Below are 18,161 nucleotides of genomic sequence, written 5' to 3'. Positions count from 1 at the left end.
CCTCAGCCCGAGACGGAATCGGTCGCCGGGCGGCGCTCCGGTTCCGTCGTCGGCACCGCCTTGTCCGCGTCGCCGCCGGGGATCAGCGCGATCCGGCCCCAGCCCGGCAGCTTCAGGGCCGGGCGGCGCCAATCGAGGCCGGCCACCGCGCCGAGCAGGTTGAGTTCCAGCCCGTCGACCCAGCCGATGGTGAAGCCGACATAGCCGCGCCAGGTCAGGCGCAGGCCCGTGCCGCTCGGGGTGATTTCGGCCAAGCGGCCCGGCGGCGTCCAGTCCTTGCCGAGCGCGGTGGGCGGCAGCGGCACGTCGTTGTCGGGGATGCGCGCGACGACGTGGGCGGCGAAGGTGTTCGAGTTCGGCCCCGGCCATGCCTGGTACGAGCCCTGGCTGCGGTGGGGATAGTCCGCCACCGCCGCGCGGATGCCGGGGATCGCCCGCGCCGCCGCCTCGCCGTCGAGCCCGAGCACGATCTCCGGCTCGTTGCCGAACCAGCGCCCGTCCGGCGCGTAGGCGTCGGTGCGCACGGGCCGGCCCCAGCCGACCACGTCGTAGCGGGTGTAGCGGGTAGCGCCCGCTTCCTTGATCACCACCCAGCTGTGGTGGGCGAAGATGCCCCGCCAGCGCCCGACCCGGGCGGCGTAGACCCGCACCATCGCCCCCGGCACGGCGGCGGCCGGCGGGAGCAGCCCGGCGCTCGACCAATCCGCCGTCGACCAGTTGTCCGCGCGTCCGCCCTTCGCGGTCCACCACAGGGCGTGGGTCGCGAGCGGAAGGAGGAAGAGAAGGATGAGGAGGCCGAGGCCGAGAAGGAGGAAGCGAAGGGCGGGCAGGAGCACGTCGGTGGGCGTCGGGTTCCGGAAAACATCAATCCGGACAGGCGGCACCTCCTCCGGGGGCCCCCAATGTCACGTCCGGCCCCGCTCGGCACAAGCGCCTGCGACGCCGCGCGCCGGGTGACAGTGCGCGCCCCGTGCAGCCGCGCACCGGAAAGCGCCTGATGCAGGCCGGTCACACACGCCCTCCCCCGACGGAACGGACGGCAGATAAGCCTTGCAACATTGTAACATTCTCGCGATGAAACATTGTAACGTGACGAGGCTGGATCGACGGGCATGCGGGGCGGACGTTCAGGACGGATGCTGCTGGCGGCGGGGGCGGTGCTGACGGGCGTGCCCGGAACCGTGCTCTCGGCGCGGGCGCAGGAGGCGGCCACGCTGGAGGAGATCAGCGTGACCTCGGTGAGCCCGATCCAGGGCCGGCCCGCCGCTCCGGCGGCTCCCTCCCCCGCCGTGCCGTTCGCCCGGGCGGCCGAGGTGCTGCCGGTGGTGACGAACACCTTCTCGCCGGTCACGGTGGTGCCGCAGGAGCGGATCGCCCGCGACCAGCCGCGCACGCTCGGCGACGCGCTGTTCGACCGGCCCGGCATCTCCGCCTCGACCTACGCGCCGGGGGCGGCCTCGCGGCCGATCATCCGCGGCCTCGACAACGCCCGGGTGCGCATTCAGGAGAACGGCATCGTCAACGGCGGCGTGTCGGATCTCGGCGAGGATCACGCGGTGCCGGTCAACCCGCTCAACGCCAGCCGGATCGAGGTGATCCGCGGCCCCGCGACCCTGCGCTACGGCTCGGGCGCGATCGGCGGCGTGGTCTCGGCCGAGAACAACCAAGTACCGACCTTCATCCCCGCCCGCGGGATCACGGGGCAGGTCACGACCGGCTACACCACCGTCGACAACGGCCGGCTCGGGGCGGCGAGCGTCGATGCGGGCGCGAACGGCATCGCGGTCCACGCCGACGGGTTCGCGACTGCGACCGATTCCTACGCGATCCCCGGCGGCATCCAGCGCAACTCGGCGACCGAGACGCAAGGGGGATCGGTCGGCATCTCGGCGATCGGCGACCGCGGCTTCCTCGGCATCTCCTACAGCCACTTCAACGCGCTCTATCAGATCCCCGGCGGCGAGGCGGCGGAAGCGCGCACCCGGCTCAACCCGAACCAGGACCGCGTGCTCGCCCGCGGCGAGTATCGCCCGCTGGAAGGCCCGTTCGAGGTGCTGCGGTTCTGGGCCGGCGGCTCGGTCTACCGCCACGAGGAGATCGGCTTCGGGCACGCCCATCACGACCACGGGGACGATGACGACCACGCGCATGAGGGCCCGGCGGGCGAGGGCGTGCAGGCGATCTTCAAGAACCGCGAGGTCGAAGCCCGGTTCGAGGCGCAGCACGTCCCGGTCTTCACCGCGCTCGGCACGCTCACCGGCGCGGTCGGCGTCCAGACCAGCCGGCGGGTGCTCAACTCGCAGCTTGAGAGCTTCCTGCCGCCGACCGAGTCGCGGGTGCTGGCCGCCTACCTGTTCGAGGAACTGGCGGTCGGCGGGGGGCTCCGGTTCCAGGCCGCGGGCCGGATCGAGGGCGACCGGCTCAACAGCATCGCGACGCAGTTCCCCGGCAGCTACCTGCCGACGGACGGGGATCCGCTCAGCTACGCCCTGACGCGCCGCTTCGCCCCCAAGAGCCTCAGCTTCGGCGCCCTGCAGGATCTGCCCTACGGCTTCGTGGCGAGCCTCAACGGCTCCTATGTCGAGCGTGCGCCCACCGGCGCCGAGCTATTCTCGCAGGGGCCGCACCACGCCTCGGCGACCTTCGAGATCGGCGATCCGACCCTGCGGCTGGAGCGCGCCCGCACCGCCGAGATCTCCTTGCGCCGGGCGGACGGGCCGCTGCGGCTCGACGCCACCGGCTACGTCACGCGCTACACCGGCTTCATCTACCGGCGCGACACCGGGAACCGCTGCGACGACGATTTCGGCTCCTGCGGCTCCGGCGACGAGCTGCGCCAGGTCGTCTACTCGCAGGCCAATGCCAGCTTCTACGGCGCCGAGATCGGCGCGCAGCTCGATCTCTTCGCCGTCGGCGACGGCTGGGCCGGAATCGAGGCGCAGTACGACTTCGTCCGCGCCCAGTTCGACGACGGCTCCTACGTCCCGCGCATCCCGCCGCACCGGCTCGGCGGCGGCGCCTTCGTGCGGGCCAACGGCTGGTTCGCGCGGATCAACCTGCTCCACGCCTTCGACCACACCGAGATCGCCCCGTTCGAGACCACGACGCCGGGCTGGAACGATCTTCGCGCCGAACTCGCCTACACCCAGGCGCTCGACCCCGCGGTCTACGGCGCCACCGAGGTGACGCTGGGGCTGCAAGGCCGCAACCTGCTCGACGACGACATCCGCAACTCGGCCTCGTTCAAGAAGGACGAGATCCTGCTGCCGGGCCGCAACCTCCGCCTGTTCCTGACGGCACGGTTCTGAGAAAGGGCCTCGCGCCCGCCCCTACTTGCCGCGGGCCGGCTTGCCCGCCGGCCGCTCGGGCGGCGTGACGGCGCCCGCCACCGTCCAGTGGCACACCGCCGTGCCCTTCAGGGTGAGGCAGTCGTAGGCGCGGCCGTTCAGGGCGACGTGGTCGGCGAGCCCCGTGACCGTGGCGCGGTCCACCGGGCTGCAGCCGAGATCGGATTTCGGATCGCTCGCGACCGCGAGCGCGGCGGCGCGGTCCTCGCCCGTGCTGCGCAGGAGGCCGCGCAGGTTGGCCAGCGAGGTGCAGCCGACCACGGAAGCGGCCCGGGCCTGGGCCTTCTGATCGCCGGCCCGGCCCCCTGTCCCTTGCGCAACGGCACCCGGCGCGGACAGCGCGAGGACAAGGAGAGCTGAGGCGGCGAGGGCTCGGTGAGCGACGTGCAGCAAGCGGGACATGGAGCGGTCTCGGACGGTGGAGCCTGATCCCGAACGGCGGTTGCCGTTGTTCGGGACGAGACGCCGAGGCCCGGCATACCATGCCCGGTGCCCCGGACCGAGCCTGGCGCCTCCGGGGTGAGGCCTCACGATCCCGCGCGCGCCTGCTGCGCCCGCAGCTTGGTGTAGCGCTTGAGAACCCGCTCGCGGCGCAGCCGGGTCAGCCGGTCGATCCAGAAGATGCCATCGAGCTGGTCGATCTCGTGTTGCAGGCAGGCGGCGCGCAGGCCCTCGGCCTCCTCCTCGTGCTCGGCGCCGTCGAGGTCGCGGTAGCGCACCCGGACCCGGGCCGGCCGCTCCACCGGCTCGACCACGCCCGGCATCGAGACGCTTCCCTCCGGATGCGCGGCCCGCTCGGGCGAGGCCCAGGCGACGACCGGATCGACGTAGACCGCGTGCGGCTCGTCCGGCTGAAGCCGGATCACCACCACCCGCTCCGGGCGCCCGATATGGATCGCGGTCAGCCCCATCGCCGAGACGGCGCCGAGGGTGTCGAGCACGTCCGCCGCGAGCGCGCGCAAGGACTCACCCGTTAAGGCCTCGCCGGTCGCGGAGACGGGTTCGGCCGCCCGGTGCAGGCGCGCATCGGGATAGAAGATCAGCGGGCGGACGGGCATGCGAGCGGGTTCCGGGGCCAGGCAACAGGGCAGCGGGCCCGATGCACGCGCCGTCTTGAGATGCAGCCTCAAGATCGAGTCAAGCCGGGACCCTCCGGCTCGGCGTGCCGTCGAGGATCTCGGCACCTCGGCACCACGGCGTATGGGGCAAGCGGACGGCCCGGCCGAAGACAGATTATCGACAGGGTGGGCTCGCTCCCATGACTGTATTGGGAGGAACAGGACCCGGATCTCGCTCCGGGGATTGCGCCCACATCCCAATCCGCAACGCCGCCCATCGAAGGACACTATCGGCCCTCGGAGGCGTCCGGACGGGAAGATTATTGTTGGGCGACGTGCACCTTCTCCTTATCCGGACAGTCCAGATGCGGTGGGCCCGACGATGGCACGATACTGGAACCGCTCCGGGGACGATGCATTGTCGTCCCAACCAACAAAGGAGGGATCTCCCATGAAGACCTTGACGACCCTGCTCGCCGGAACACTCGTCGCGGCGACCATGATCGCCGCGGTGCCGGCCTCCGCGCAATCGATCACCATTGGTCCGGACGGCCGGCCGGGGTTCGACCTCCGGTCCCGGGGGCAGCGCGATCGCGACGACAGCCGCGAGATGCGCAGACGCGACCGGGGCGATTATTATCGCGAGCAGCGCTTCCGGGATCGCGACCGGTACGAGCGCCGCGGTTACGACCGTCGCGGCTACGATTACTGATCAGGGGCGAGCCCCTCAGCTTCAGGGGCCCTGCCGCGATCGACCGCGGTCGAGGTGGGGCCAGGATGATGAGACGACGGAACGGGGCCGGGCGACCGGCCCCTTTTTCGTGCCCTGAGAACACGGTCCATCGCCTCCCCGAGCCCCCGACATCACGTCATGCCGGCCGCGCGTCTTCGGGATGCGCCATCGATCGCCTACGGTTCGACGGCCCGAATCGGCAGCGGCGATCGATTACGGCAATCCCCCAACAAATGTTGTCGCCACAACAATGTTGCGCCGAGCCAAACCGGCCACATCCGACGCAAGACCAGCGTACTTGCTCCAAATGGCCAAGTTTCTTCCTCGAATTTCCGCTTTGCGCGAAGAGCAGTGCTTGGCGGAAACCTTTGCGCCGCTTGCACGGTTACCGCATCGAATCTAACCATGCACCGTCGATCGGTGGCTGCCTTTGGCAAGACCTTCGATGCCCCCGGAAGGGACGCGGCGCCGGCTTGTTTCCTCGCTCGCTTCGACGAACGGGACGGCCTTTTCGGCCGAGGACGGGACGCATTTCATACGGGGTGCCGCGGCGAGCGGAGGAGGAACCCGGATGCAGACTGGTACCGTGAAATGGTTCGATGAGGTCAAGGGCTACGGGTTCATCCAGCCCGATACCGGGGGCAAGGACGTGTTCGTGCATATCTCCGCCGTCCAGCAGGCGGGCCTGCGCGGCCTCGTCGAGGGGCAGAAGGTTAGCTTCGACGTCGAGAACGACCGCCGCAGCGGCAAGCCAGCCGCCGTCAACCTGCAGGCCAGTTGAGGCTGGATACGCTGGACGCTTGAGGGCCCTGCCCTAAAACCTGATTCCATCCCGCAACAGGTCCAAAAATGTCACCGGAGCCGCCCCGAACCGGGGCGACATCTGTTGCGTGTTGCGGCGCACTCGTGCATCGACTGCGCCGGTTCTATAAAAGGCTCGATCCGAGTCCAGGCTGCCCGGACTGTGACTGATCCGGCATCCGGCCGTGTCAATGCATGAGAAAGGTCATATGAGCGCATTCGACTTCAGGAATTTCGAAGACCGCCGCCAGAGCTCCCAAGCCGCCAAGGCGGCATTGCTCGAGAAGTTCAAGGCCCGGACACCGCTTGACGATCCGGAGATGCGTGCGAAGGCCCAGGCTCGTGCCGAGGTTGCCCGCGCCCGCGACGAGCGCGCCCGCGAGCGCGAGCGCATCCGCATCGAGACCGAGCGGAAGGCGGCGGAGGAGAAGCGCCTGCGCGAGGAAGCCGAGCTCGCCGCTCAGCTCGCCCGCGAGGCTGCCGAGGCCGCCGCACTGGCCGAGCGCAAGGCTGCCGAAGCCGCGGAGAAGAAGGCGGCCCGCGACGCGCGCTATGCCGCCCGCAAGGCCAACGTCAAGATTCGTCGCTGAGCCTCCCGCGGACGCTCCCGGCTCTCCGGGAGCGCCGCAAAGCCGGTCCGCCCAACCGATCGGCTGTTTTATGACACGACCACACGCGCCGGACGCTTCGAGCCCGGCGCGTTTTCTTTTGCCCCTCCGCCTCGTCATGATGCGGTGCGAGACCGCTCAATGGCCCCCGGCCGGACGAGCGGCAGCATTCCCTGTGGGCAGATTACGCAGTTGATGGCTGCGATCGACCAGCAACGCTTGGCAAGCCCGTCTCCGACGACGTTAGAGTGCCTCACAAAATCGCCCGGTCACGGGTCGTTCTCGCCCCGGCGATGATCAGCGCGGCGGGCGTTTTGTGAGAGATACTTCGATCGCCGCGGATGCGCGCTGCAGGCGGCGAGCGCCGGGGCCGAACAGGGAGGGCCGAGCATTGCGTGTCCTGGGCAACCACTTCGGTCCGCCGGCCCGGCGCGGTCTGACCGCAGCCGGTTTGCTTCTCGCCACGTTTCTCGGAACCGGCCTCGGGCCGTCTCCCGCCGCCGCGCAGAGCGAGCCGCCGATCCGCAGCGCGGAGGACGCGTTCTGCCGCAGCGAGGCGCGGGCGCAGGTCTTCTCCGCCCCGGACCCGCTCAATCTCGGCCTGCGCGAGATCGGCCGCCGCATCTGGGCGAGCTGCATGGACCGGACCCAGCGTAAGGCCCATTCGCTTAAGGCCCATCCGCGCAAGCGGCGCCACCGCTGAGCGCAGAACCGCCCTCGCGCGCGAGCGGGGCCGTCCCCACATCCTGCCGGATATAAGGCAGGAGACGCGTGATGGGCTTACTCGACGGGCTGCTCGGGCATGGCAGCGACCTCTCCGCGGACGAGGTGGACCGGCAGCTCGCCGGGGTGCTGGCGCCGGGCGAGAGCGTGCGCGTCGCCTTCAAGGTGATCCGCGACCTGATGATCTTTACCGACCGCCGCCTGATCCTGGTCGATCGCCAGGGCATGACCGGCCGCAAGGTCGAGTACCTGACCGTGCCCTACCGCGCGATCACCTCGTTCTCGGTCGAGACCGCGGGCAGCTTCGACATGGATTCGGAGCTGAAGATCTGGATCTCGGGGCGGCCCGACCCGATCCAGCGCACGCTCAAGCGCGGCGCCGACATCTTGGGGATTCAGCAGGCCATCGCCGGCTCCTTGAAATAGGCCGCAGGCCGGGGCTTGCGACCGGAGCGGTGCAGCATCGCTCTCGCCGCTCTCCTGCCACCGCCCTTGCCATTGCGAAAAAATCCCTCTAAAGGCCCGGCCTTCGCGTTCGCTCCGGCCGGGGGCTGAACGGACGGTGCCGCAAGAGACAACCTCTCGCGGCACAGGGTTTTTCAAAGAACCCGTCGTCCGGTGTCTCCGCCTTCGATCAACCGCTCGGGCCATCATCACGGCTCGAAGGGCTTGGCGCCGAGAGAATGCGAGACGAACCGGCCCGACTTAACCCGCAACGCGCGGGCGGGCTTCCTTATGGCAAGGAAAGGCCCAAGAATGCCTCTCTACGAGCACGTCTTCCTGGCGCGCCAGGACGTGACGGCCCAGCAGGTCGAGACCATGGTCGAGACCTACAAGGGCGTCATCGAGACGGGCGGCGGCACGATCGAGAAGATCGAGTCCTGGGGCGTCAAGTCCCTCGCTTACCGTATCAAGAAGAACCGCAAGGCGCATTTCACGCTCCTCAACATCTCCGCCCCCCCGGCCGCCGTGGCCGAGATGGAGCGCCAGATGCAGATCTCCGAGGACGTGCTGCGTTTCATGACCGTTCGCGTCGAGCAGCTGGAGGCCGAGCCTTCCGCGATGATGCAGAAGCGCGACCGCGACGACCGGAAGGACCGCGACCGCGGCGACCGTCCGCGCCGCCGCGACGACGACTTCGGTGGCGGCGACCGTGGTGATCGCGGCGACCGCGGCGATCGTCCCGAGCGCAACTTCGGCGGGGAGAACTAATCATGGCATTCGGTGCTGGTGGTGGCGGCGGCGGCCGTCGTCCGTTCTTCCGTCGTCGCAAGAGCTGCCCGTTCTCGGGCGAGAACGCTCCCAAGATCGACTACAAGGACGTGAAGCTGCTCTCCCGCTACGTCTCGGAGCGCGGCAAGATCGTTCCCTCGCGCATCACGGCCGTCTCGGCCAAGAAGCAGCGCGAGCTCGCTCAGGCGATCAAGCGCTCGCGCTTCCTCGGCCTGCTGCCCTACGTCATCAAGTAGGACCTTCCGCCGGCCCTTACGGGGCCGGTCACCAATCGCGAGGGCGGCTTCCCGCAAAGGGGCCGCCCGATCGTTGGGGCGACGTCTTCAGCCCCTAACCCTGCCCATGACGGGACAGCGGGACAGCGGATTTCATGACCAAGGACATACCTGTCGGCGCCGGTGCCGGCCTCGTGGCGGCGCTGCTGTTCGGCGTGCTGCTCAAGGCCACGACGCTCTCGATCCTGCTCTACTTGCTCGCCCCGCTGCCGATCCTCATCGTTGGCCTGGGCTGGAGCCACCGTGCGGCGCTCGCCGCCGTCGTCTCGGGCGGACTCGCGCTCGCGCTCTTCATCTCTCCCTATCTCGGCCTCGCGTTTGCGGCCTACCTTGCCATCCCCGCCTGGTGGCTCGCCTATCTCGCCCTGCTCGGCCGACCGAACGCGGACGGCACGATCGAGTGGTATCCCACGGGGCGCCTGCTCGCCTGGGTCGCGGGCACCGCGGCGCTCGCCTTCATCGCCATCGCCGTCATCGCCTCGCCCGACTACGACACCTTCCGCGCGCAGCTCACCACGATGAGCCGCCGGATCGTGCAGGTTCAGGTGCAGCGCGGCCGGATTCCCGCCCCGCCGCAGAGCGGTACAGCGAGCGAAGCCCCCGGCAGCGCCGAGAAGCCCGCCGAGACGAACGCCGACGGGGCTGTGTCGCAGCCGCCGGGCGATGCTCAGACCGGCGAGCCGCAAAAGGCCGACGACCTCGCCAGCGAAGTCGCCGACGCGCTGGCGACCGTCGCGCCCGCGATCGCCGCCCAGGGTCTCACGATCCTGTTCACCTTCTACCTCTGGGCCGCCGCCCGCATCGTGCAGATCTCGGGGCGCCTGCTCCGGCCCTGGCCCGACCTGCCCTCCACGATGATGCCGCGCTCCACGCTGCTGGTCTTCGCCGCTGCCCTGACCCTGGCGATGGTGCCCGGCTATCCCGGTGCGCTCGGCATCGCCCTGATCGGCGCCTTCAGCGCGGCCTTCGCGCTCCAGGGGCTGGCCGCCTTCCATGACCGCAGCCGCGGCCGGCCGGGGCGCTTCGCCCTGCTCGCCGGCCTCTACGTGCTGCTGTTCCTCACCCAGGGCGTGGCCATGCTCGCCCTGATCCTGTTCGGCATTGCCGATACCGCCCTCGACCGGCGCCGCCCGAAAGCTCGCGGCGACGCCTGATCGCACCCGCTTCCAAGCAACCTCAAGGAGAAGCCCCATGGAAGTCATCCTGCTCGAACGCGTCGCCAAGCTCGGCCAGATGGGCGAGACCGTGAACGTGCGTCCCGGCTACGCCCGCAACTTCCTCCTCGCCCGCGGCAAGGCCCTGCGCGCCACCGAGAACAACAAGAAGCACTTCGAGGCCCAGCGCGCCCAGCTTGAGGCCCGCAACCTCGAGCGCCGCAACGAGGCCCAGACGGTGGCCGAGAAGCTCGACGGCCAGAGCTTCGTGCTGATCCGCCAGTCCGGCGAGACCGGCGTGCTCTACGGCTCGGTCTCCACCCGCGACCTCGCCGAGGTCGTCACCAAGGAAGGCTTCAGTGTCGAGCGCGGCCAGTTCGTGCTCAACCAGCCGATCAAGACGCTGGGCCTGCACACCGTCCCGGTGACCCTGCACCCCGAGGTCGAGGTCAAGGTGACCGTCAACATCGCCCGTTCGCCGGAAGAGGCCGAGCGTCAGGCCCGTGGCGAGTCGGTGACCGAGCGCGAGCAGTTCAACCTCGACGACCTCGGCCTCGAAGTCGGCCAGGCCCTGGCCGATGCCGGCGAGGGTGCCGACGACCGCGGCTGATCCTGGGATTCCAAAGGGATCATCCCTTTGGCGGGGTATCGGGGCAGCGCCCCGATCTCTTCCAGGGCTCCGCCCTGGACCCGCGAAAGGGCTCGCCCTTTCGAAACCCCCAATAGCCGCATAAGCGGTGGAGAACGGGGATGCGCCGGCCTCCGGCGTTGACTTGTTCTCAATCCGTTCCAGCATGACGCCCGCGATTCCCGTGACCCGGGAGCCGCGGGCGTCTCGCGTTTCGGGGCCCGTGGCGTGCGTGTTGCAGCCGTTCCCAGCCGGGTCGGCTAAGGAAGGCTTCACCATCCCGAGGCAAGGTCCGGCGGGCATGAAACGGGGCGGCCAAGCCGCCCGCATCGGAGCGACGGACAAGCGCCATGGCCCTGCCCAACGCCCTCACGGCCAATCTCGAGACGGTGCAGCCCGAATACCGGGTGCCGCCACACAACATCGACGCGGAGCAGGCCCTGCTCGGCGCGATCATGGTGAACAACGACGCCTATTACCGTGTCTCGGACTTCCTGCTGCCCGAGCACTTCATGGAGGCGGTGCACCGCCAGATCTTCGAGGTGTCGGTCTCGCTGATCAAGGCGGGCAAGCTCGCAACGCCGATCACGCTGAAGACCTATCTCGGCGACATCGACCTCGGCGGCGTCACGCCGATGCAGTACCTCGCCCGCCTCGCGGCCGAGGCGACCACCGTCATCAACGCGGGCGAGTACGGCCGCACCATCTACGATCTGGCGATCCGCCGCCGGCTCATCACCATCGGCGAGGATCTGGTCAACGGCGCGTTCGAGGCGCCCGTCGAGTCCCGGCCGCGCGACCAGATCGAGGCGACCGAGCGCCGGCTCTACGAACTCGCCGAATCCGGCAAGTACGACGGCGGCTTCCAGAAATTCTCCGACGCGCTGACCGCGGCCATCGACATGGCGGCCAAAGCCTACCAGCGCGACGGCAAGCTCTCGGGCATCTCCACGGGGCTCACCGACCTCGATGCCAAGATGGGCGGCCTGCAGCCCTCCGACCTCATCATCCTCGCGGGGCGCCCGGCCATGGGCAAGACCTCGCTCGTGACCAACATCGCCTTCAACATCGCCAAGGCCTATCGCGGCGAGAAGCAGCCCGACGGCACCATGCAGACCGTCAACGGCGGCATCGTCGGCTTCTTCTCGCTCGAAATGTCGGCCGAGCAATTGGCGACCCGTATCATCGCCGAACAGTCCGGCGTGCCCTCCTACAAGATCCGCCGCGGCGACATCCGCCCCGAGGACTTCTACAAGATCACCGACGCCGCCCGGGACATGCAGACGATCCCGTTCTACATCGACCAGACCGGCGGCATCTCGATCGCCCAGCTCGCTGCCCGCGCCCGCCGCCTCAAGCGCCAGAAGGGCCTCGATCTGCTCATCATCGACTACCTCCAGCTCCTCTCCGGCTCCGGCAAGAAGAGCGACAACCGCGTGCAGGAGATGACCGAGATCACCACCGGCATGAAGGCTCTGGCCAAGGAGCTGGCGGTGCCGATCATCGGCCTGTCGCAGCTCTCGCGTCAGGTCGAGAACCGCGACGACAAGCGGCCCCAGCTCTCGGACCTGCGCGAATCCGGCTCGATCGAGCAGGACGCCGACGTGGTGATGTTCGTGTTCCGCGAGGAGTACTACGTCGGCAACAAGAAGCCGCGCGAGGGCACCGAGGAGTTCTTCGCCTGGGAGGCCGAGATGCAGCGCGTCCACGGCAAGGCCGAGGTCATCCTCGGCAAGCAGCGCCACGGCCCGACCGGCACGGTGGAGCTGCAGTTCGACGCCAACATCACCCGGTTCTCGAACCTGGCGCAAAGCGACCGGATGCCCGAGCAGATGTGATATCGGTGGCCGGATCGACGGTCCGGTCCCATCTCCGCCGGGGCTTTCCCCGCAGGAGTCTGTCATAGCGCCCGTAGAATCCTTCCCGGAAAACCCGACCACGGGCGATCCATTCCGCAGCGGCCACGGCGCCCGTCTGACGGTCGATCTCTCGGCCGTGGTGGCGAACTGGCGGGCGCTCGGCGCGTGCGCGCCGCAGGCCGAGTGCGGCGCCGTGGTGAAGGCGGACGCCTATGGCTGCGGCCTCGCGGCGGTCGCCCCGGCCCTATGGCGGGCGGGCTGCCGGACGTTCTTCGTGGCGCACCTCTCCGAGGGCATCGCCGCGCGGAAAATCCTGCCGGAGGCCGCGCTCTACGTGCTCAACGGTCTGCCGCCCGGCCGCGCGGAGGCGTTTCGCGCCCACCGCCTGCGCCCGGTCCTGGGGGACGCGCAGGAGCTCGCCGAGTGGGCCGAGGCCATGCAGGGCGCGGGGCCGGCCGCGCTCCACGTCGATACCGGTATGAACCGGCTCGGCCTCTCCGTCGCGGAGGCTCTGGCGCTGGCCGGCGACCCGGTGATCGCGCGCGCCGGCATCGACCTCGTGATGAGCCATCTCGTCAGCGCGGAACTGCCCGACGACCCGCTCAACGCGCGCCAAGCCGCCGATTTCGCCCGTGTGCGGGCGGCCTTTCCGCAGATGCGCGCCTCGCTCGCCAATTCCTCGGGCACCTGCCTCGCGAACGACGCCCGCCACGACCTGCTGCGGCCGGGCTATGCGCTCTTCGGCGGCAACCCGGATCCGGGCCAACCCAATCCGATGCGGCCGGTGGTGCGGCTGGAGGCGACGATCCTGCAGGTCCGTGACGTCGAGGCCGGCGCGACCTGCGGCTACAACGCCCGCTGGCGGGCCCCGGCCCCGCGCCGGCTGGCCACGCTCTCGCTCGGCTACGCCGACGGCTATCCCCGCTCGGCCAGCAACAGCGGCCACGCGCTGGTCGGCGGCGTGCCCTGCCCGATCGTCGGCCTGATCTCGATGGACCTCATCATCCTCGACGTCACCGACGCAACCCAGGCCCGGCGCGGCGGCACCGCCACGCTGATCGGCGATGCCCTCGACATCGACACGGTGGGGCAAGCCGCCGGCACCATCGGCTACGAGATCCTGACGAGCCTGGGTTCCCGTTATGTTCGCGACTATGTAGAGTGACCGATCTTTCCCACCCATTCCCCTCATCCTGAGGCGGCGGCGCGAAGCGGCGCCCTCGAAGGAGGGCTCCAGGGATCGCGTGGCCGGCTGGAGCCTTCCTTCGAGGCTGCTTCGCAGCACCTCAGGATGAGCGGGCTGGGTGGGAGGTTCGACAGATCCCTGCCCTGAGCCGTTTCCCCATGGCAAAAATCCAACAGACCTTCGTCTGCCAGTCCTGCGGGGCGGTCTACAACCGCTGGCGCGGGCGCTGCGAGGCCTGCAACGGCTGGAACACGATCCAGGAGGAGGTCGCCTCCGCCGGCCCGCAATCGGGCCCGGCCGCGACCCGGCCCTCGCGGGCGCGGGGCCGCGTCTTCCCCCTCGAAGGCCTGACCGGCGAGGCCAAGGAGGCGCCGCGTACGCCCTCGGGCATCAACGAACTCGACCGGGTGACCGGCGGCGGCTTCGTGCGCGGCTCGGTGATCCTGCTCGGCGGCGATCCCGGCATCGGCAAGTCGACCCTGCTGATGCAGGCCTCCGCCGCCATGGCCAAGACCGGCGAGCGCGTCGCCTACATCTCCGGCGAGGAGGCGGTGGGGCAGGTGCGCCTGCGCGCCGAGCGCCTCGGGCTGGCCAAACACCCGGTGGAGCTGGCGGCGCAAACGAATGTCGAGGACATCGTCGAGACGCTGTCGCAGGGCCACCCGCCGGCGCTGACCATCATCGACTCGATCCAGACCATGTGGACCGAGACGGTAGAATCGGCGCCGGGCACCGTCACGCAGGTGCGCTCATCGGCCCAGGCGCTGATCCGCTTTGCCAAGACCACGGGCACGGCCGTCATCCTCGTCGGCCACGTCACCAAGGACGGGCAGATCGCGGGCCCCCGCGTGGTCGAGCACATGGTCGATGCGGTCGCCTCGTTCGAGGGCGACCAGGGCCACCATTTCCGAATCTTACGCGCCGTGAAGAACCGCTTCGGGCCGACCGACGAGATCGGCGTGTTCGAGATGACCGATGCCGGCCTGTCCGAAGTCCCGAACCCCTCCGCCCTGTTCCTGGCGGGCCGCGACCACGCCGCGCCGGGCACCGCGGTCTTTGCCGGAATGGAGGGCACGCGCCCGCTGCTGGTCGAGATCCAGGCGCTCGTCGCCCCCTCCTCGCTCGGCATGCCGCGCCGCGCCGTGGTCGGCTGGGACCCCAACCGCCTGTCGATGGTGCTCGCCGTGCTGGAGGCCCATGGCGGCATCCGGCTCGGCGGCCACGACGTCTATCTCAACGTCGCCGGGGGCCTGCGCATCACCGAGCCCGCCGCGGATCTCGCGGTCGCCGCCGCCCTCGTCTCGTCGCTCTCGGGCGCGGCGCTTCCCTCCGACTCGGTCTATTTCGGCGAACTCGGCCTGTCGGGGGCGGTGCGGCCGGTCTCGCAGGCGCCGGCCCGGCTGAAGGAGGCGTTGAAGCTCGGCTTCGGCAAGGCGATCACCCCGCAAGGGCGCGGCGAGGCCGGAGACCGAGCGCTGCCGACGGATGCGCTGCGCCACATCGCCGACCTCGTCGCCGGCATCGCCTCGGGCGCGCCGCGGAAGGGCGGGGGTCGGCCGCGGGCGGTGCGGTTCGAGGAGGAGATGTAGCGCGGCCTATTCCGGCGCGGCCCGCGGCGCGAGATGCGGCCGCAGGATCGTCAGCATCCGCTCGGCTGAGGTGCCGGGCGGAAAGAACCCGAGATAGGCGCCCGAGCGATCCATCAGGTAGGTGAAGGCGGAATGCTCGATGGCCCGCCCGCCGTCTGAGCGCAGGCTCGTCTCGTAATAGACCTTGTAGGCGTCGGCGGCCCGGCGAACCGCCGCCTCGCTGCCGGTCAAGCCGACCAGACGCGGATGGAAGTTCGGCAGGTACTCCGCCAGCAGCGCGGCGGTGTCGTGCTCGGGATCGAGAGTGATGAAGAGCGGCTGGACGGCGTCACCGGCCTCGCCGAGCAGCGTGAGGGCCCGGCCGATCTCCATCAGGTCCGTGGGGCAGACATCCGGGCAGGCGGTGAAGCCGAAAGTGACGAGGAGGAGACGGCCGCGAAAATCGGCCTCCGTCCGGGGCCGCCCCGCCTGATCGATCAGCGCGAACGGGCCGCCGACCGGCTCGCGGTTCCACATCAGCACGTCCATCAGTTCGGCGGCCGAGCGGCGCGGCAGGGTCTCGCCGCGCGCAGGGTCCAAGGCCGCGAGCAGGCAGAGCAGTCCGGCCACGAATGTCCGGCTACGCACTGAAGACGAGCCGGCTGCCGGTGGTCGGGACGATCACGTTCTCCGGCATCTGCGCCTGCGCCTCGAGGGCGAAGTTCAGGCCGCTGCAATGCATCGGCACGACGACGTCGGGCTGAAGTTTTTTGATCTCGGCCACGACCTGGGTCAGGTACTCCTTCGGCGCCGGTCCGAGATGGAAGCCGCCGACGATGGCGTGGACGCGTTCGATGCCGGAGACCTCCTGCGCCTGGCGCACGGAGTTGACGATGCCGACATGGCCGCAGGACGAGATCACCACGAGGCCCTTGCCCTTCACGTTGAAGCAGGTGGCGTGCTCGTGGACGTGCTCGTCGGGGATGATCTTTCCCTGGAGTTCGGCGGGCGAATACTGGGTGGCATCGCAGCCCAGCCCGTCGGTGATGCCGCGCTCGACGAAGGTGTTGGGCAGGATGCGCTCGATGGAGGCGCGCTTGATCTGCCCCGTGGTGAAGGCGTGGCCGGCGACCACGGTGGGCGTCTCGCAGAGCACGGTCGAGATTTTCTGCGCCGTCAGTTCGCGCCGGTCGAGCTGGCCGAAATCGGTGAACTGGCCGGGGACGCCGCTCGGGCTGTGGCGGTGGCAGAAATTGTCCTCGCCGCCGGCATAGAGCTTCAGGTCGGGCGCGAGCGCGCTCCTGTACTTGTCGAGGAACCCGGTCAGGCCGCCGTAATGGTCGTGGTGGCCGTGGCTGACGATCAGCGCATCGATCTTGGTAGGATCGACCTTCAGGATCTCGATATTGTTGAGCAGGGCCTCGGGGCTGTAGCCGAAGTCGAGCAGGATCGTGCGCGCCTCCTCCGCCCGCCAGGATTCGGCAAAGAGCGACAGGCCCCACTGATTGTGCAGCACCTTGCGGTAATCGGCGCCGCGCCCGTTGCCCGGCGGCTGATGCAGCACGCCCTGCACGGTCGCGGGCTTCAGGAACTGGTCGTGGGCCGAGTCGATCAGGACGCGCAGGGACAACCGGTCGACCGTCGGCACCGCGATCGGCGCGGCATTCGCGATCTCGATACAGGAGAACCCGGCGGCGGCACCGGCCGCGAAGAGTGCGGAGCCCCGCAGGAAGCCACGCCTGTCGATCGTACCGGCCATAAACTCACCCCGTCCGGATCTTGAATACTTCGGTTATAGCCAAGATTGCTTGGAAGATGTTTTCCTCTTTCGAAGCGATCACAAAACATCATGCGCGCGCCATCGTCGCGGCGTGGGATTTCGCTCTCACAAACCGACCTTTCTTGGCGGATCGGATCTGCGGCCGGGACGGCCGATACCGGGAAGAAACCCCACGCCCTGCCGGCACGGGAATGCGGAAGGCTGCGCGTGCGGCTCGGCGACGCTCGCACGGAGCGCCGGCGCGAAGGTGACGGCCGAGGTTCGCCGGGGTATATGGTTAAGGACCACAGCGGATGCGCGGCCCGGGGGAGCCGTCGTCGTCCGGGCAAGGCTGCCTCGTTCCGCCCCAGCGAACCATATCCTGCGATGCCGTTTTCCGTCCTCGACCTCGTGGTGCTCGGCATCGTGCTCGTCTCGGCGCTGCTCGCCGCCGTGCGCGGCGTGACCCGCGAGGTGCTCGCGATCATTGCCTGGGTGGCCGCCGCCGCGGTGGCGTGGTCGCTCCACCCGCTGCTCCTGCCCACCGTCAAGCAGCACATCTCCAGCGATACGGTGGCGCTGGTCGCCTCCATCGCCTCGATCTTCCTCGCCACCCTGATCGTGGTCTCGCTGGTGACGGTGAAGATCTCCGACCTCGTGCTCGATTCGCGCATCGGCGCCGTCGACCGCTCGCTCGGCTTCCTGTTCGGGGCGGGCCGCGGCTTCCTGATCTGCGTGATCGGCTGGGTGTTCCTGGCGTGGCTCGTCCAGGGCAAGGTCCCGGATTGGGCGGCCCAGGCCAAGAGCCGGTCGCTGCTCGAAAGCTCGGGCGAGGCGCTGGTGGCGCAGTTGCCCGACAATCCCGAGGGCTTCCTCAAGCAGTTCCGCAAGCCGAAGGGCGACGGGCCGGAGGAGCCGCCGCCGGAGACCGATCTCCCCGCCCAGCGCCGCAACGAGGCCGGGCCCGAGCCGAAGCGCTGAGGCGAACCGCGCCTCACATCCGAAATCTGCGTTGCACCCGCAATCCGGGCCGTTTCCGAAGCCGCTTGAGCGGCTTCGCGGCGCGAAGAGCGCCGCGCGCAGCGGGCTTTTCGGGGTCTAACCCCGGAAAGCGTCGAGCGGAGCGAAAGCCCAAGGAACCGATGCAGCCCGCGGAGGCGGGCGCCGGCGACTGAGGCCAGTAAAAAAACCAAGGCAATCGCTTGCAAGCGATTGCCCTGCGCCAGCAA

General features: G+C 69.5%; 19 protein-coding genes. 14 read left to right on the top strand and 5 right to left on the bottom strand.

Annotation, left to right across the window (positions count from 1 at the left end; all coding sequences use genetic code 11):
* Nucleotides 1-2: 2 nt before the first annotated feature.
* The gene (locus tag OVA30_RS16030; RefSeq protein WP_268176048.1) at nucleotides 3-836 is read right to left on the bottom strand and encodes a DUF3750 domain-containing protein; all 834 of its coding nucleotides are present in this window, start codon (nucleotides 834-836) and stop codon (nucleotides 3-5) included.
* 300 nt (nucleotides 837-1,136) lie between these two features.
* Between OVA30_RS16030 and OVA30_RS16025 the strand changes: the two genes are divergently transcribed.
* On the top strand, nucleotides 1,137-3,308 hold the full coding sequence (locus OVA30_RS16025; RefSeq protein WP_268177506.1) for a TonB-dependent receptor: 2,172 nt from the start codon (nucleotides 1,137-1,139) through the stop codon (nucleotides 3,306-3,308).
* Nucleotides 3,309-3,329: 21 nt separating this feature from the next.
* On the opposite strand, the gene OVA30_RS16020 is transcribed toward OVA30_RS16025, so the two are convergent.
* Nucleotides 3,330-3,749 (bottom strand): hypothetical protein, encoded by a 420-nt coding sequence (locus tag OVA30_RS16020; protein WP_268176047.1) that lies wholly within the window; start codon nucleotides 3,747-3,749, stop codon nucleotides 3,330-3,332.
* Between the two features lie 125 nt (nucleotides 3,750-3,874).
* The gene (locus tag OVA30_RS16015; protein ID WP_268176046.1) at nucleotides 3,875-4,405 is read right to left on the bottom strand and encodes a peptide deformylase; all 531 of its coding nucleotides are present in this window, start codon (nucleotides 4,403-4,405) and stop codon (nucleotides 3,875-3,877) included.
* A gap of 451 nt (nucleotides 4,406-4,856) precedes the next feature.
* Here OVA30_RS16015 and OVA30_RS16010 point away from each other — a divergent pair, with 451 nt between their 5' ends.
* The 12 genes from OVA30_RS16010 to radA all read left to right on the top strand — a co-directional run bounded on the left by OVA30_RS16010 (nucleotide 4,857) and on the right by radA (nucleotide 15,194).
* Entirely contained in the window at nucleotides 4,857-5,117 is a 261-nt protein-coding gene (locus OVA30_RS16010) for a hypothetical protein (protein ID WP_004446310.1), read from the top strand.
* A 592-nt stretch (nucleotides 5,118-5,709) separates the two neighbouring features.
* Entirely contained in the window at nucleotides 5,710-5,919 is a 210-nt protein-coding gene (locus OVA30_RS16005; RefSeq protein WP_004446308.1) for a cold-shock protein, read from the top strand.
* Between the two features lie 229 nt (nucleotides 5,920-6,148).
* Nucleotides 6,149-6,529 carry a DUF6481 family protein gene (locus OVA30_RS16000; protein ID WP_004446306.1) on the top strand — a complete coding sequence of 127 codons (381 nt, stop codon included), beginning with the start codon at nucleotides 6,149-6,151 and terminating at the stop codon, nucleotides 6,527-6,529.
* Between the two features lie 409 nt (nucleotides 6,530-6,938).
* Entirely contained in the window at nucleotides 6,939-7,250 is a 312-nt protein-coding gene (locus OVA30_RS15995) for a hypothetical protein (RefSeq protein ID WP_268176045.1), read from the top strand.
* 71 nt (nucleotides 7,251-7,321) lie between these two features.
* Nucleotides 7,322-7,696 carry a PH domain-containing protein gene (locus OVA30_RS15990; RefSeq protein WP_012255119.1) on the top strand — a complete coding sequence of 125 codons (375 nt, stop codon included), beginning with the start codon at nucleotides 7,322-7,324 and terminating at the stop codon, nucleotides 7,694-7,696.
* Nucleotides 7,697-8,026: 330 nt separating this feature from the next.
* Nucleotides 8,027-8,482 (top strand): 30S ribosomal protein S6, encoded by a 456-nt coding sequence (gene rpsF, locus OVA30_RS15985; protein WP_012255117.1) that lies wholly within the window; start codon nucleotides 8,027-8,029, stop codon nucleotides 8,480-8,482.
* A 2-nt stretch (nucleotides 8,483-8,484) separates the two neighbouring features.
* Nucleotides 8,485-8,739, top strand: a complete 255-nt coding sequence (gene rpsR, locus OVA30_RS15980; RefSeq protein ID WP_004446294.1) for a 30S ribosomal protein S18 — start codon at nucleotides 8,485-8,487, stop codon at nucleotides 8,737-8,739.
* 134 nt (nucleotides 8,740-8,873) lie between these two features.
* Complete coding sequence (locus tag OVA30_RS15975) at nucleotides 8,874-9,932, top strand: DUF2232 domain-containing protein (RefSeq protein ID WP_012255116.1); 1,059 nt, start codon at nucleotides 8,874-8,876, stop codon at nucleotides 9,930-9,932.
* Between the two features lie 37 nt (nucleotides 9,933-9,969).
* Nucleotides 9,970-10,542 (top strand): 50S ribosomal protein L9, encoded by a 573-nt coding sequence (gene rplI / locus OVA30_RS15970; RefSeq protein ID WP_004446280.1) that lies wholly within the window; start codon nucleotides 9,970-9,972, stop codon nucleotides 10,540-10,542.
* Between the two features lie 368 nt (nucleotides 10,543-10,910).
* Nucleotides 10,911-12,398 (top strand): replicative DNA helicase, encoded by a 1,488-nt coding sequence (locus tag OVA30_RS15965; protein ID WP_004446275.1) that lies wholly within the window; start codon nucleotides 10,911-10,913, stop codon nucleotides 12,396-12,398.
* Between the two features lie 64 nt (nucleotides 12,399-12,462).
* Complete coding sequence (alr, locus tag OVA30_RS15960) at nucleotides 12,463-13,584, top strand: alanine racemase (protein WP_268177505.1); 1,122 nt, start codon at nucleotides 12,463-12,465, stop codon at nucleotides 13,582-13,584.
* A gap of 179 nt (nucleotides 13,585-13,763) precedes the next feature.
* Nucleotides 13,764-15,194 (top strand): DNA repair protein RadA, encoded by a 1,431-nt coding sequence (radA, locus tag OVA30_RS15955; protein WP_268176044.1) that lies wholly within the window; start codon nucleotides 13,764-13,766, stop codon nucleotides 15,192-15,194.
* Nucleotides 15,195-15,200: 6 nt separating this feature from the next.
* On the opposite strand, the gene OVA30_RS15950 is transcribed toward radA, so the two are convergent.
* Both OVA30_RS15950 and OVA30_RS15945 read right to left on the bottom strand, forming a co-directional pair.
* Entirely contained in the window at nucleotides 15,201-15,821 is a 621-nt protein-coding gene (locus OVA30_RS15950) for an SCO family protein (RefSeq protein ID WP_268176043.1), read from the bottom strand.
* Complete coding sequence (locus tag OVA30_RS15945) at nucleotides 15,814-16,932, bottom strand: MBL fold metallo-hydrolase (RefSeq protein ID WP_268176042.1); 1,119 nt, start codon at nucleotides 16,930-16,932, stop codon at nucleotides 15,814-15,816. The genes OVA30_RS15950 and OVA30_RS15945 overlap by 8 nt, the downstream gene beginning before the upstream one ends.
* A gap of 387 nt (nucleotides 16,933-17,319) precedes the next feature.
* On the opposite strand from OVA30_RS15945, the gene OVA30_RS15940 reads away from it, so the two are divergent.
* Complete coding sequence (locus OVA30_RS15940; RefSeq protein WP_268176041.1) at nucleotides 17,320-17,913, top strand: CvpA family protein; 594 nt, start codon at nucleotides 17,320-17,322, stop codon at nucleotides 17,911-17,913.
* The last annotated feature ends 248 nt before the right edge of the window (nucleotides 17,914-18,161 follow it).

Origin of the sequence: Methylorubrum sp. SL192 (assembly GCF_026672325.1) — a bacterium.
GTDB lineage: Bacteria > Pseudomonadota > Alphaproteobacteria > Rhizobiales > Beijerinckiaceae > Methylobacterium > Methylobacterium extorquens.
The sequence above is the reverse complement of the archived record's forward strand: the minus strand, read 5'-3'. Positions and strand labels throughout refer to the sequence as shown.